The sequence below is a fragment of the Chitinophaga eiseniae genome, assembly GCF_900167135.1.
GTDB lineage: Bacteria > Bacteroidota > Bacteroidia > Chitinophagales > Chitinophagaceae > Chitinophaga > Chitinophaga eiseniae.
Genome location: NZ_FUWZ01000001.1, coordinates 2,215,334 through 2,229,771, shown reverse-complemented (window position 1 = coordinate 2,229,771; position 14,438 = coordinate 2,215,334). Strand labels below are relative to the sequence as shown.

General features: G+C 49.1%; 11 protein-coding genes. 2 read left to right on the top strand and 9 right to left on the bottom strand.

The window, feature by feature from the left end; translation table 11 throughout:
* Positions 1-234 precede the first annotated feature (234 nt).
* Complete coding sequence (locus tag B5D63_RS35575; protein WP_262488134.1) at positions 235-366, top strand: hypothetical protein; 132 nt, start codon at positions 235-237, stop codon at positions 364-366.
* 62 nt (positions 367-428) lie between these two features.
* Here the strand turns inward: B5D63_RS35575 and B5D63_RS09010 are convergent, their stop codons facing one another.
* The 9 genes from B5D63_RS09010 to B5D63_RS08975 form a co-directional block, all read right to left on the bottom strand.
* On the bottom strand, positions 429-1,253 hold the full coding sequence (locus B5D63_RS09010) for a M57 family metalloprotease (protein ID WP_078668373.1): 825 nt from the start codon (positions 1,251-1,253) through the stop codon (positions 429-431).
* 430 nt (positions 1,254-1,683) lie between these two features.
* Positions 1,684-2,670, bottom strand: coding sequence for a prolyl hydroxylase family protein (locus B5D63_RS09005; RefSeq protein WP_078668372.1), 987 nt, complete (start codon positions 2,668-2,670; stop codon positions 1,684-1,686).
* 95 nt (positions 2,671-2,765) lie between these two features.
* The gene (locus B5D63_RS34610; RefSeq protein ID WP_143312820.1) at positions 2,766-3,008 is read right to left on the bottom strand and encodes a class I lanthipeptide; all 243 of its coding nucleotides are present in this window, start codon (positions 3,006-3,008) and stop codon (positions 2,766-2,768) included.
* Positions 3,009-3,523: 515 nt separating this feature from the next.
* A complete protein-coding gene (locus B5D63_RS09000; protein ID WP_078668371.1) occupies positions 3,524-4,582 on the bottom strand; it encodes a lipase family protein in 1,059 nt (352 codons plus the stop codon).
* Between the two features lie 224 nt (positions 4,583-4,806).
* Positions 4,807-6,966 (bottom strand): glycoside hydrolase family 31 protein, encoded by a 2,160-nt coding sequence (locus tag B5D63_RS08995; protein WP_200816935.1) that lies wholly within the window; start codon positions 6,964-6,966, stop codon positions 4,807-4,809.
* 10 nt (positions 6,967-6,976) lie between these two features.
* Entirely contained in the window at positions 6,977-8,659 is a 1,683-nt protein-coding gene (locus B5D63_RS08990; protein ID WP_078668370.1) for a RagB/SusD family nutrient uptake outer membrane protein, read from the bottom strand.
* An 18-nt stretch (positions 8,660-8,677) separates the two neighbouring features.
* Positions 8,678-12,082 carry a SusC/RagA family TonB-linked outer membrane protein gene (locus B5D63_RS08985; RefSeq protein ID WP_159455948.1) on the bottom strand — a complete coding sequence of 1,135 codons (3,405 nt, stop codon included), beginning with the start codon at positions 12,080-12,082 and terminating at the stop codon, positions 8,678-8,680.
* Between the two features lie 150 nt (positions 12,083-12,232).
* On the bottom strand, positions 12,233-13,183 hold the full coding sequence (locus B5D63_RS08980; protein ID WP_078668368.1) for a FecR family protein: 951 nt from the start codon (positions 13,181-13,183) through the stop codon (positions 12,233-12,235).
* A gap of 77 nt (positions 13,184-13,260) precedes the next feature.
* Positions 13,261-13,809: an RNA polymerase sigma-70 factor gene (locus tag B5D63_RS08975; protein WP_078668367.1), complete on the bottom strand. Its 549-nt coding sequence runs from the start codon at positions 13,807-13,809 to the stop codon at positions 13,261-13,263.
* A gap of 225 nt (positions 13,810-14,034) precedes the next feature.
* Between B5D63_RS08975 and B5D63_RS08970 the strand changes: the two genes are divergently transcribed.
* The gene (locus tag B5D63_RS08970) at positions 14,035-14,367 is read left to right on the top strand and encodes a YegP family protein (RefSeq protein WP_078668366.1); all 333 of its coding nucleotides are present in this window, start codon (positions 14,035-14,037) and stop codon (positions 14,365-14,367) included.
* Positions 14,368-14,438 lie beyond the last annotated feature (71 nt).

Genomic DNA, 14,438 nt, shown 5'->3' with positions numbered 1-14,438 from the left:
TTGATTATTAAATCAATAGCAGAAATAAAGTGGCGCAGAATATTTTAATTATTAAGTTTGCAGCGGAACCATTTTGAATTTGTATAGGAACTGAATAGTTCTGATGTAACCCATCCTATACCTTAAATCTCTGTATTGCACCTATGAGGCAAAAGGCATTATCGCACACAATCTGCGGATTGTTATTTTTATTTCTGTGGCCAACAACAGATTACAATAATTTAAACAGATAAAATGAGTACGCTTTCAGCTAAGATATTCGTGGGATTTTCATTTGGGTTAATGATTTTCATCGTTGGCGCCTATATCGTCCCCCCTCCCGACGGATGGGACGAAATTCCTGAACGGTTTAAAAAGAAAGCGTAAATACATATCCCGGTCACCAGTAGTGACCGGGATTTTTTTCATGCAGCTAAGTAATCGATGGCTTAATGATAGAGGTAGTTTAATGCAATGATATCATTAGCATTAAAGGTACGGTTACCGCCGTTGGAGCAGGAGAGCATCCAGGAGTTAGCATCCGGATAGCTGGGCGTGCCGGGCAGATATACTGCACCTACGCCGCCATCGCCCTCGTCTATCGGATCGCCGCCGCAGCTGTAGGAACGGTCCATATAGTCCGTATGCCGCATACCGATGCAGTGTCCTATTTCATGCTGGATCACAGAACCCACGTACTGTACGTTGGGGCTGCTGCCATAGGCGTACGGATGGGTATTCATTTCTATGAGATCAAAGGGATCGCCGAAGTCGGTGGGGAAACCGGATGATCCCAACGTAATATAACCGCCAACGGGCCCTTCATAGAAACCCTGGATGGTAATGTCCGCACTACCGCTGGTAACGCGCTGAAACCGGATACGGAGGTTTAACGCATTATAACGCTGGATGGCCAGGTCGGTACCTTGTACAAAGGCGGTGCCCAGACCGGTGACCTTCACGGTGATGATCCGTGGCAGGCTGGAGACCAGGTTATTGGTGGAATACTGTTCTGTTTTGGCAACTCTTACTTTATTGGTTTGGCCTTTTTTGCTGAGGTCTTTTGTACTCAGAAAAATATCTCCTTCTACAAGGTAGCCGCCTTTTACGGCATGTACGTTGCTGGTACTGAAACCTTTCGCCTTGATCTGTGCCAGCACTTCTTTGGAGACATCGGCTTTTTCAGCACTGCCTTGTTTATTGTCTTTCTGGCATGAAGTGATGAACGAACCCGCCAGCAGGCAGATCATTAAAAAGAATGCTTGATTTTTCATCGGTTAAGATTTTGGGTTTTGGATTTTAGATTTGCTATCGTGTTTGCATGAAAAAACAGGGTCCCTGTAGCTGAACTTCGCAGCTACCGTTTAGCGATACACGTATGAAGATGAAGGGCAAGCGTTAGTCACGCCCCTGTAAATAAGACTATCGTCATCGTGATTATTCTCATATGCACGTTCAGCAGTTTGTTTCCACTATGCCAGGTTGAAATGCGGGTTACTCAGATTTGCTTAAAGATTATGGCTCTGCGATCGGGTTTTCTATCGTGCCTATCCATCAATATTACGGCTTTATTCCTATTGAAAAAAATATTTTACAGTAGCAGCGTTTTTTTTATGAAAGTAATGAAACAGCAGTAGTCCGAACTATATTAAGACGTTGGTTAAGCCGATTTTAATTGAATTTTAAGCACATTTTAAGTATTCATCAATGAATCCATATGTTGCAGGCGAACTTCGTACCATCCGTAACAGGAGCGCCACCATGAAGGGAATAGATCAGATCATTGTGCTGTTCATCAAGATTCATAAAAGCTAAAGCCATTCCTTTCCGCGGGCTGACACTGACGCCAATTTCCGGGAATATTGTTTCTCCGCCTTCAAAATCATCATTCAGGTAAACCAACAGTGTGGCCTTTCGTTTCGGCCCTCTCTCAAAAGAGTCAAAATGTGGCCTGTATTCCTGCCCTGGCCCATAACGCACACACTGCAAATCTTCCACACATGCGGCTTCCACTTCCATCAGATCCGCTGCCCGTTCCACAATATTGTTAAACAACGTATCCTGCCGGCAGTTAGTAATAAACGCAGAGTAGCTGGTCCTGTTCCCGGTCACCTCGCTGGTACCGTCTGCAGCCCCAGTCATACTTCTGTTGAACAGGTGATGCTGTTCACAATAATTGATCATATAGCCGCACTCCTCCGCTGAAAAAAAATCTTCTACCGCAAAAATAGTATCCGCATAAGCTTCCCGTTTAGTCAAATCGTCCTGTTCATTGGATGCGCAGAATGCCTTGTCAATAACGATCCCGTGTATGTCCAGGTAATGCAGCACTGTCAGCTCACTCACAGCAAAGGTAGCCCTGTCTGCGGAAGCGTACTGCAGGTGCACCAGTTGCCCTTCCACTTTTTCCACCACAACCAGCGCTTCCTGTTCCTGTATACTGACAACAGCCATCGTTGGGAAAATGCCGGCACCGGTTATACTGCAGGGTGCCGTTTTCAGCGTATGCCGGATACCCCATTCCTGCAATTCCACACTGATGACCTGTATAGACAGTTCGGGGAACGTTTCTTTTGCATACAACGCTGTACGCACTTTTAAACGTCCCATATTAATATTATGCAGTCCAAGAAAGTAAAGCACTAGGTTAACAGCATAGTGATGCGCGATAGTATGAAATCCGGGTTTCATAAATACTATTTCAGTGGTTTAATCATCGTAGTGAAGTATCAGGCAACACCTTTGAGGGGTGTTACCTGATGTTCGGTTAAGGCAATGGTTGTTAATCAAATGGGGCAACAAGGGCCAACGTTACCGTTGGTGATCTGACAGGGATATGCGTAGGTGTTCACACAGGGAGATCCAGGCGAAGGCACCGGGGCTCCGGGGACGGCAGTATAACTACCACCGGTAGGAGGACCAACAGGACCCGTACCGGCACCACCCCACACATTCTTCAGTCCCTCAGGACTCAGACTGGCAATTTCCGTTTTACGCAAGTTCAGTTTTCTGAATGTTCGTTTTTTCATTTTTGCTTTGCTGTTTAAATAATAGATAAAAAAATCCTTCATCCCGATAACATGTACCGACAATGCAAATGATGCTGTTAATGATATGGCACAGGACCACCACCCGGCTGACGCCGACTATGTAAAACATACTCCTTTATAGGTTCCTGAAAGATGCTATGCGCTTTGTGAAGAGCGGTTTCCGTTATTCATGATTATTTTGAGCGTCATTGTTTTTGAAATATGATTGACAATGGTACAACCATATTCAGCGGTTTATTTTTTTATAATACGCTGCAATATTACATGATCCCGTACAAGCAATATAGTTAGAAGTTAACCACTTGTTCACCGATGTTAACATTCCCGAAAAGCTACGGTGCAATGGGGTTGTAGGACATTTCCGAAGCAGAGAATTGTTTCCTGCGGCCATTTCATTGATGCCCTGTAGCATTACCTGAAACGAGGCCGCCCTAAGTAATTTAATTACTTAGGGACAGCCTCGCTTTTTATTCTGATATGTTATTATGGTCTGTTTAAGCAAGAGCCGCAGCAGCTGCGGCTGCCGTGGCTGGTTTAGCTACTGGTACCGGCAGCGCTACGCCCAGAAAATCCGCATAATAATTAAGTTGATGCTGGGGACCTACCTGGCCGAGCCAGTCTGTGATACTGTTCTCGGTAAGATTAGGGTTCAGTTCCGTCGGAAAGGTGATGTAATTATTTTTTATGGGCTGCATGTAGTTATTTTTTGCGAATATGCCCGCCATCGCCATATAGGCATCATGCAGCGTAAGATTCGGGCCGTTGAGGGTAATTGTTTTGGGATTAAAGGTCACCGTAATCAGGTTCGCATTCGGCGTTTTAGGGGCAAACGTATTGCTGGTATAAATAAGACCGGCGACACAAGGAAATTTCGGCACCATATCATTTTGATTCTCGTAGTGCCATGCTGTCGTCAGTTTGTTGTCCAGGTCCAGTGCAAAATCGCCATTTCCGGAAGCCGGCGCAGCAAAAGTAACAAGGGAAACCTTGGAAACAGACAGTTTTCTGTCTAACAGCATCTGTACAAAATAGGAAGCAAATACATTGGCTATATTTCCGCCAAGGCTATGCCCCGCAATGATCAGGCTATTGCCGGCTTCGATCGCGTGCGTTAGGAGATATTCGCCAATACTTTTACCGGAACCCATCGAATCTTCCATAAAGAGCAGATTTGTGAAGGCGATATAAGCGCCTGCAGCAATAAGGGGCTTTTGGGTAGTGGGCGCATAAGGCCAGCTTAACATAACGATCGCATTCAGGTCTTCCAACACCCAGTTGGCGAAGGTGTCCCAGCTTTTAAAACCGTCGAAAACGGACCCACGGATGATCAGGGCATACTTTTTTTCGGAAGCATTAAACGCAATAAATGCGTAGTTATCGTCAATAGTAGGTTTACCTTTCCAGACCACCTGCCAGCCGGGCATGAGTTTGCCAATGTCATTGACAATATTCAGGTCAAGCGCCAGGGAGCAAAGTTGTACGGCTACTTTTGCGTCTGCGGGTTGCCCTCCGTTGTTGGATTGGGCTGCGGTTTTGGAGGTTTTGGATTCCATAGTGATGGTATTTGAGAGGGTGAAGTAAAAAAATGGTCAAACGTGTACACGGTTACTTTGAGTGCTGTAATTTAGTAAAAATATTCGGTTTCCTAACATAACGTTCATTAATATTTCCGGCTCTTTTTTAAATGGCTCAACCTGGTTTAAGTCCCAAAGCGCAGCAGACCTGTGCCGCATAGCGCACAGGTCTGCTTTTGATTATCTTTAAAGCCGGAGCGGCGTTATCTGACCGGGTTTTGAGGCAGCATAAACCGCCATTTAATATCCTTATAGGCCATCTTCAGTCCCTGCTTGTTGTCTATCACCACCTTTCCCTGCCACTGTTGACGTTTATCCTTTTTGGCAGAAAGCCGGTATTGCATATACTTTCCTTGTTGGTAACCATAGGATTGTCCGTCATCATCATACAGCAATGCAGTGCTTTCCGCCTCGCCATAATGACGGACCTCCAGCGGAAGCTGCTCGTCAGGCGCCGGTGTGTGTGTTACCGGTGGTATCATCGGAATAATGCCTCCGTCTCTTACATACAACGGTATCTTATCCAGTCCCGGTGTTGCGTCGATGATATTGCCGTTCCCTGCATAAGCGCCGGTGTAGAAGTCATACCACTTACCTTGCGGCAGTATTACTTTCCGGGTGGTCTGACCTGTGAACATAGGCGCCACCAACAGATCGTCGCCCAGCATGAACTGGTCTTTCACATCTTCCCGCAGGGCCATCCGGTAAGGATTGTCAGTGGCGTCCAGCGCTGTTTGTTGGGATTGATGCTGAAACGAGAAGCCTTCCACGAGGTTCATCGCTCTCACCGGCGGCTTCCCTTCCAGGTAGTATTGGGAGAAAACAGTATAGAGGTAGGGAAACAACTGCATTCTCAATAACGCCACATCCTTTACCTGTTGCTCCACTTCCGGAAAACTCCAGGGTTTGGTCCCATCTGCCCAGGCATTGAGCATGGCCATCGGCGAAAAGCAGGCAGACTGCATACGTCTGAGCCATTCCTCTGCGGTTTTGGACGCCCTTACTTCCGGAGTCCATAGTACACCGATAAAACTGCTGTTACACAAAGCCGTAATAAAATCACGATGATTGTAATAGTCGTTGTAGATCACATAGGGGAAAGAGGAGGCCCCGGCGTTGGAAGCACGTACCAGTCCGTAGGTCCGTACCCCTTTCTCCCTGAACCACTCCGTGGTGAGCCGCTGCATCATCACGCCGTACACCTGCCGCATTTGTTCTGCGGTTATTCCCGACGGGAAAGTGGCCACATCCGGCCATAACCAGCCGTCCACCCCATCCACTTCATCGATTTTGTACCCGGAGACGCCCATATCCACGTGCTGTGCTTTGAAGAGATTTTTATACAGCTGCTGCGCCTGCGGCAAGGTAAAATCCGGTACCAGTCCATTCCATACCGTGTGGGAGCCCGACAACGGCTTCGCGGCGCTATACAGCGGGGATGCCGGAGATAAATAAGGGTTCAGCCATAGGTTGAGCCGGATGCCTTTAGCCTGCATTTCTTTTACAAACCCCGCAGGATCGGGGAACCTTGACTTGTCCCATTCAAAAGTGCAGGGATAGGATTTTGTTTGCCAGCCGGGCTCCAGCCCTATAAAATCCAACGGAAAACCATGTTCGTTGAAGGCAGCGGCTTCTGCTTTTACCTGTTCAGCGGTTGACAGCGTAGGCATACGGTGCGTAAAGCCCAGGCCCCATTTGGGAGGGAGTGCGCCGCCGCCGTTGAACAGGTTATACCGCTGTACCACCTCCATGGAGTTTTTGCCGGCAAACACATAGATCTCGGTGCCGGCCGCCGGTACCAGCATTTCCACAGCGTCGGAGTAAGGCTGCGCGCTCCAGTCGGGGTCCGTATTACGGTCATATACCTTTGGCGGATGCTGCGTGTTTACCCGCACACCGGTGCCCGCGTATACGGTAATATAACGGGCGCTGTTGATCAGCACACCGTAACCATTGCTGGAAACATAAAAAGGAACAGGCGCATGTGAACGGCCATCGTCCCGGCCCTGGTAGTGGTCCATATGCAGGTTCAATATCTGCCCTCTGCGGTTCACCGTTTTAAATTGAAGCCCCAGTCCATACAACTGTTCTTCTTCCTGCAGGGGAAAGCGGAGATATACCTTGCCTTCTTTTACTTCAGCGTGGCAATCTGCCTGCGGAAGCGGGAATGACGCTTCTCCCAGTTTTTGCAATGCCTCCTTCCGGGGGCTGCCGCCCGCTGTTGCCAGTAAATCCACCTTGTCGGGCTGTCCTACGGTCGCTTTCCAGACGCCCGGCGCTACCTGGTCCCATTGCAGGGGAACAGATTGCGCTTGCGTATAAAGGCCGGAAAATATACAGACCAGAAAAAAATACCATTTCATCTTCATAAAATTATTGCAGGGGATCAAAAGCACCTCCATCCCATCCGTTTGTTTGTTTAAGATTGCCATTCAACTCCAGGTGTTTGGTGTTGATAGGATAAAAATAGTAGCTGGACTTAAAATCGATTTTAAACACTTTATCTACCGCTACCAGGGAGTCTTTAAAATACCGGCTGTAGTTCCGGTCAAGGTTAACGGTATCCTGTATCCTGTTAAATTCACTCTGAGGGATCAATAAGCTGATGACGAGGCCATGCCTTACTTTACCATTCATTTCCTGTTCAAACAGTTTCCATCTTCTGAGGTCCCAGTAACGTTTTCCTTCATAGGCAAACTCTATTTTTCTTTCCAGCCGGACAGCATCCCGCATGGATATGGTCGTCATTCCGTTCTTCAGGCCGTACAGGTTATCGCCACCGGCTTCTATGCCGGCACGTTTCCTGATGAGTTTCAGTATTTCATAGGCTTCGCCGGTTTTGCCCGTCTCGTTGGCACACTCTGCCAGGTTCATCAACACTTCGGCGAAACGTATTTCCACCCAATCCGTACTGCTATTATAGGTAAAGAATTTCGAATAGCTGACATCTACTGCTTTCTTGCAGTAAAACCCTGTTTCCGAAAGGAATTGTGTTTCTGCCCCTACATAGTTCCATTGCCTTCTTCCTGCTTTTCCGCTCAGTTCCCAGGGGCACCCGTTATACGCGATGGTGGCTGCAAAGCGCGGGTCCCTGTTCCGCCAGTAATGTACCGCGTCGTAACCGGCCGCCGGGTCGGTGACGGGCAGGCCGTTTTTCATGGGAAAAGCATTCACCATTTCCAGCGTAGGGTGATTGGCCCCTGTGCTATTCTGTGCTTCGCTCAGCGGGCGGGTGGCGGCGTTCCAGTCGTTCACCTTGTCGGGGTAGGAATACCGGTTTACAAAAACCACTTCTTTGTTCATTTCGTCCAGCCATATGCCGGCGAACTTATCGTACAATCCGATGCCTGCGGCTTCCAGTGTCTCTTTGGCTGCTTTGTTGGCGTCATAGGCCTTTTGCCATCTGGCCGGGTCGTTGGCAGGATTAAACTGCGGGCTGGCGTAGTACAGCAGTATCCTGCCTTTCAGGGCCAGCGCAGCGCCTTTGGTGATCCTGCCGGCGTCGTTGCCCGTCCACGAAGGTGGCAGCAATTTGGCGGCGTTGTCCAGGTCCGCTACCATCTGGCCTATACAGGCCGATGTTTTCGTCCGTGCTACTGCGAGGTTATCTGTCACCTGCTGCGGTTCCAGGATGAGCGGCACCCCGCCATATAGTCTCACCATCTGGAAATACCGCCATGCCCTGAAAAAGAAGGCCTGTCCTTTTAAAAGGTCCCTCGTGGCGGCAGGCAGTGTTCCTCCATCGATATTTTTGAGAAGAATATTGATGTTCCTGATATTGTCGTAAGGCCAGAGATCGAATGAGTTGATAGTCAACTGACCGTACATCACGGCATCGCCCCCCGGGGCTTCGTCAGAGGTAGCAGCATCGGAGGTATTCCAGCCGGGGAGATTATCTTCGTATAGTTTGTTGATGTAGGCGGTGGCCAGCTTGTCATCTTTCCATATGTCCGATTCATTGACGGCGCCCAGGTCTTTTTTGTCCAGCACTTTACTGCAGCCGGCGAAGCAGGCCAGCAAAAGCAAAGCACATATAGCAGTATATCCGATTTTCATAACTATTGTCTTTTCACGTTATAAAGTAATGTTCAGGCCGAAGGTGTAGTTTTTCATCAGCGGATAAGAGCGCAGGCTCGCCGCCTCCGGGTCCCTGACCTTTACATGATCCTCCAGCAGCAGCAGGTTGGTGCCGGAGAAGAAGAGCCGTACACCGGCGAGGCCGTATTTTTTCATCAATGCCCGCGGCAGGTCGTAGGACAGGTTTACATTCTTCAACCGCAGGAAAGAGCTGTTCCGCAGCCAGAACGTAGAGGCCTCACCGGCGGTGTTTCTGGCCACCCGTGGCAATGCGGCATGGGGATTTTCCGGTGTCCAGTGATCGTTCCAGTAAGCAAAATTGGTTTCCTCTGTTCTGGCCTGCGCATAACGCACATCGAGCATGGTTTTACTACCCGCCAGTCCCTGAAAAACCAGGTCAAGTCCCAATCCTTTCCAGGTGGCTCCCAGGGCGATACCATAGTTGATCGGGGGATTGCTGTAACTGGCGATGTATTGTGCATCGTTGTCATCTATTTTGCCGTCGGGTTTATCATCTACTGCTCCGCGGATATCGCGGTAGTTAAGCATGCCCAGCTCCGGTTTCTGTCCGAAAATGGTGTACCCCGCGGGCAGGGCGTCGAGTTCTGCCTGTGTGCGGATAATACTGGTGGCTTCATACCCCCAGATACGATTCATATTGTAGCCGATCACGGATTTATAGGCGCGCTGATTGGCCGGCTGGTCCTGTACCTTCACTTCGTTGGTGGCATATCCGAAATTAGCGGACGCATAATAGTTGAACTCCTTGTTAATAGCACCATTATACCGCGCTGACAACTCAAAGCCGCTGGCGTTGATCACACCATAATTTTCAGCTGGGAGCGTAGCGCCGAAAGTAGAAGGAACGCTTTGCTGCCTGGCGCCCAGGATATCGTAGGTATGCGTACGGAACACGTCTGCCGAAAAGTTCAGCTTACCTTGCAGCAGGTAGGCGTCCAGGCCACCGTTCCAGGAGACAGACTTCTCCCAGGTGATATCCGGGTTCGACAATGTACCGGGCTTGATACCGCTGGTGATACCACCAAACACTGCACCGTTGGCCACATTGTAACGCTGCATCCATTGCCAGCCGCCAACGGCGTCGTTACCGATTAAAGCGATCGTACTCCTTAGTTTGAGATCATTGACGAACGTGATGTTGTCTTTAAAGAAAGGTTCTTCCGAAATACGCCATACGGCGGAAAACGAAGGAAAGAAACCCCACCGTCTCGATGGTGAAAATTTCACCGAGCCATCGTACCTGAAAGCGCCCTCGAGGATATATTTGTCAGCATAGTTATAATTCAGTCTGCCGATGTAGGAAGCGCGGCCATCTTCCCAGCCGTTACCATTGGCGAACTGGCTGGCGGCGCTGCCGGCAAACAGCTGGTCAATAGACGGCGATACAAAGTTGTTTCGCTGGCCGTTGAAGTTATTGCCATTACTTTCCGCCTGTTCGTACACGAATAACGCACTCAGTTTATGGGCGCCGAAAGCGCGGTTGTAGGAGATATAGCCATCCAGCTGGTAAGCCTCCTGGTTGTCGTAGGATTCGTACAGAAACTCCCCGTCATTGCGCGTTTTCACGCCTTCCGGTTCATCGGTAACGATGTGATTGTGTTCGCCGCTGCGTTTAAATACCGTCAGTTCATAGGGCAGGCTGAACTGTTTTACAAAATTGGTGCGGGAGTATTTATTGAACATCATTTTCAGCTCGAGGCCGGGTATGGCTGGTATTTTATAGCGAAGCGTAGCGATGGTGTTATAATTGGTAAACTTCTTTTTGTTATAGCCTGTCTGCCCTTCGGTGATCGCCAGGGGTGACCATTCTACGTAGGTGCCGTTCAGTTTACCGTTGACATACGGTGGTACTGACTGGGAACGGAACAGGAAAGCTTTGTACAGGTCTTCCATATTATCGCCGTCATTATCGTACCGCCAGTAAGGCTTCTGATCGTTCCTTACGTCCATGCTTACATTCAATGAAGCCGTGAGGTTACTGGTGATGTCTGCTTCCACATTTGCGCGCAACGTGTTCTTGCGGAAGTCCAGCTTATTGAACGAGCCGGTGGCATAGAAGTAGGTGCCGTTCATAAAATAGCGCACTTTGGGAGAGCCGCCGCTTACAGACAGTGAATGCCTCGTCGTCACGGGATTTTTCCAGGCTTCGTCTATCCAGTTCCAGTTATGTGTTTTAAAGTATTCCAGTTCATCTGGGGAATAGTACCGGGCATCGCTGGTGGGTATATTGTCGATGCGCAGGGCGTCGTTGATAGTAATGGCCTGGTGGTAGGCATTCTGTGTTTCGGGGATGTGTATCGGTTTTTCCACACCGACGGAGCCGCTGTAGGAAATGGCGGTCCGTCCTTCCCTGCCCTGCCTGGTGGTGACGAGGATCACGCCGTTGGCCGCACGGGAGCCGTATACCGCAGCGGAGGCGCCATCTTTTAAGATGGAAATGTTCTCCACCTCGCTGGGGTCCAGCGCGTCGAAGGCAAATTTGTCACGCACCACGCCGTCGATAACATATAGCGGGTCTGTGTTGTTCCAGGTGCTGGCCGCGCGTATCGTGATAGCGGAGGCCATTCCCGGTTTACCACCGGATTGGGTGATACGCACGCCCGACAGTCTGCCCGCCAGGGCGTTGGAAAGATTCGCTACGGGCAGGTCTTTGATTTCTTTTCCTGCGACGGTGGCAATAGCACCGGAAAGGGTGGCTCTTTTCTCTGTGCCGTATCCCACCACCACTATTTCATTGAGTCCGCTGGCGGTGCTGCTGAGTGTTACGTCGAGATGATTACTGCCACCGGCAGGGGTTTCCCGGCGGTCATATCCGATGTAGGAAAAAACCAGTACGGCGTGGGGGGTGGCCGGAAGGCGGTAATAGCCGTTTTCGTCCGTCACTGTTCCGCCGGGGGCATCCTTCACCTGTACCGTCACCCCTACCAGCGGGGCGCCGAGGGAGTCTTTCACCGTTCCTGAGATGCGGAAAGTATCAGTAGCCTCTTTCTGCCGGAAGCCGGGCGACCGCTGACCACCGCTTTGCGCATTGGCTTTCGGCGGATTGCTTTTCACGGTGATAGTGTTTCCCAGTTTTTTGAACGACCAGTTCAACTTCTCCGAGAGGCTGTCCAGTATGTTAGTGGTTGTTAAGCTACGGGCGTTGATGCGTACCATCGTATCGGGATTAATGCTGTTGGCATCGAATACAAAAGTGATGGCTGTTTTCTGGTTGATAATGGAAAATAGTTTTCTTACAGAGATGTTTTGGAAGTTTTCCGTGATAACGTGGTTCATTTGGGCATTGGCATGGCTGCCGGAGGATGCTGTCAGTTCGATGAGCAGGCACATCATCAGACATCCTGCCGTCCTCGCGAATACCCTGGTTGATCTTTTTTTCATACTTTTAACGTGTTTATGTTTAAGCAAACGTCGCCTGTGCGCGGAGGCTCCACTTTCCGCACGATGACGCATTTTTACATTAACAGGCCGGTAGTCCTGTCCGATTACCGGCATCTTTTTAAATGCGGTTACTACATATGTATACTGGATTTAACGATCGAACAGGATGATTTTGCCGGCTTCTATCCTGTATTTAAAATCATAATTAAAAGACAGGCTCTCCAGCACCTCTTGCAGCGCCGGATTGCTGTATTCTCCCGTAAGCCGCCATTGGCGGGACTTCAATTGGTTGATATCAAATTGTACTCCATAGAATCTTTCCAGTTTAGCGAGCACTTCGTCGATGTTGGCATTGTCAAAATAAATGATCATCTGCTTCCAGGCGAATCGTTTCCTGTAGTCGAATTTTTCTTTTTTGAGCTGGTCATCTTTCGTGGAATATACGATCTCCTCTCCCGGCGCCAGCACCGTTCCGGGCGTATTCTCTTTTGCTACCCGTACTTTACCATTGGCGAGCGATACGATAATCTGCGGGCCATCCGCAAAGGCCGTAACATTAAAAGCCGTTCCCAGCGCCGTGACGGACAGTTTCCCGGTATACACGGTAAAGGCTGTTCCCGGCTGACCGTGGATATCGAAACAGGCTTCGCCCTGCAGCTGCACGTCGCGGTGTTTCCGGCCGAAGCCGCGCCTGATCTTTAGTGCCGAACAGGCGTTGAGCGTTACCGTAGTGCCATCCGCCAGGCGAAAAGTCCTTACTTCGCCAAAAGAGGTGGAATACTCTTTTTCATAACCGCGGAAATAATTAAAATACAACAGTCCCCCTCCCAGCAATACTATCAGCATGGCAGCAGCCATCCACCACCTCCCGCGGGGGGCGGCAGTACTTCCCGGAGCAGGCAAAGCCATGAGTCCTGCATCGAGCCTGGATAATTTCTCCCATCCTTTCTTCCGTTTCCGGTCATGTTTCCTTTCGTTATGCACGTCAGGATAGGCGTCCAGATCGTTCTCATCCAGCCAGCGATACACCAGATTTTCCTCTTCAGGCGTACATTCACCGTTAAAATATTTCTCCAGCAGAGCTCTGTCTATGGGCGCCATCGCATTAATCTTGAAAAGGCTGTCGGTATATAAGTGTATAAAACACCCTGAATACCCTAAACCGAATTAAAAAAAATTTAAAATTTTCCGGAGGCTATCTTTCTTAAGGCGAGCGATACGTGATATTCCACTGTTTTTACAGAAATATCCATCTTGTTGGCTATCTCGGGGTAACTTAACCCGTTGTAACGGCTCAGGAAGAAGATCTCTCTTGTTTTATGTGACAGGGATTCCAGCAGGCGGTGAAGATAGGCCTGCATGTCTTTGTAGCGGATATGTTCTTCCGGGCCGTCCAGCGCGCGGGGGGCGGCGGCGTTTTCGGTCGCGTGTTTTTTCTTTTGCCTCATTTTGAGGTAAAAAAAGGCGGTGTATTTTGCGCAGCGGGTAATATAGTTTTCCAGTGGCCCTTTTAATTCAATTTTCTCCCGCCGTAACCAGAGGGAGGTAAACACGTCCTGTACGATGTCTTCTGCATCTTCCTCAGAACCGGTGTAAAAAAAGGCAATGTTGTATACCTTCCGTTCATAGGATTGGTATATCAGGCGAAAGACCATAGCGTCACCCTGTGCCAGCCCTGTTAGCAGGTAGATATCATCGTTGGAAAGGGGCGATAATTCGAGCGCCATTCACTATTGAATTTACGCGGAAGATAGCAATAATATAAGCCTGATTATAGTGCTATTTAAGCGATTTATGCATGGATTTTAGCAGGTGGCGGAATACAACCGATTGTTGGTGCGTGTAGGCGTGGGAGGTAAGCCCAGGTACTTCTTTGTGAACCATCACTGCTATATAGTTGCATCACATATAAAAATATTCACTATCTTAAGCGGCATAAACCTTATACGACCATGGGAAAATTTATCATCACCAAGAGCGCTAACGGAGAATTCCGTTTTAAACTGAATGCCGGCAACGGAGAAACCATCCTCACCAGCGAAGGCTACAATGCCAAGGCCGGTTGTCTGAATGGTATCGAGTCTGTAAAGACCAACTCCCAGCACGACGAACGGTTCGAGAAGAAAACGGCTACCAACGACAAGTATTATTTTAACCTGAAAGCGACCAACGGCCAGGTGATCGGCACCAGCCAGATGTACACCAGCGCCGCCGGCCGGGATAACGGGATTGAGTCGGTTAAAAGTAACGCGGCCGCAGCAGCCGTAGAAGACCAGACAGTGTAAATTTCAGTTTAACAAAAAAACCTTCAGGTCATAAGACCTGAAGGTTTTTTATCATGCAGGGTTGTAATCAA

Bases quoted from the DNA above. Each gene is read 5' to 3' on its own strand.
- B5D63_RS08985 (WP_159455948.1), bottom strand. From the start codon at position 12,082: ATGAAAAAAAGATCAACCAGGGTATTCGCGAGGACGGCAGGATGTCTG.
- B5D63_RS08995 (WP_200816935.1), bottom strand. From the start codon at position 6,966: ATGAAATGGTATTTTTTTCTGGTCTGTATATTTTCCGGCCTTTATACG.
- B5D63_RS35575 (WP_262488134.1), top strand. From the start codon at position 235: ATGAGTACGCTTTCAGCTAAGATATTCGTGGGATTTTCATTTGGGTTA.
- B5D63_RS08975 (WP_078668367.1), bottom strand. From the start codon at position 13,809: ATGGCGCTCGAATTATCGCCCCTTTCCAACGATGATATCTACCTGCTA.
- B5D63_RS08980 (WP_078668368.1), bottom strand. From the start codon at position 13,183: ATGGCGCCCATAGACAGAGCTCTGCTGGAGAAATATTTTAACGGTGAA.
- B5D63_RS08970 (WP_078668366.1), top strand. From the start codon at position 14,035: ATGGGAAAATTTATCATCACCAAGAGCGCTAACGGAGAATTCCGTTTT.
- B5D63_RS09010 (WP_078668373.1), bottom strand. From the start codon at position 1,253: ATGAAAAATCAAGCATTCTTTTTAATGATCTGCCTGCTGGCGGGTTCG.
- B5D63_RS09005 (WP_078668372.1), bottom strand. From the start codon at position 2,670: ATGAAACCCGGATTTCATACTATCGCGCATCACTATGCTGTTAACCTA.
- B5D63_RS08990 (WP_078668370.1), bottom strand. From the start codon at position 8,659: ATGAAAATCGGATATACTGCTATATGTGCTTTGCTTTTGCTGGCCTGC.
- B5D63_RS34610 (WP_143312820.1), bottom strand. From the start codon at position 3,008: ATGAAAAAACGAACATTCAGAAAACTGAACTTGCGTAAAACGGAAATT.
- B5D63_RS09000 (WP_078668371.1), bottom strand. From the start codon at position 4,582: ATGGAATCCAAAACCTCCAAAACCGCAGCCCAATCCAACAACGGAGGG.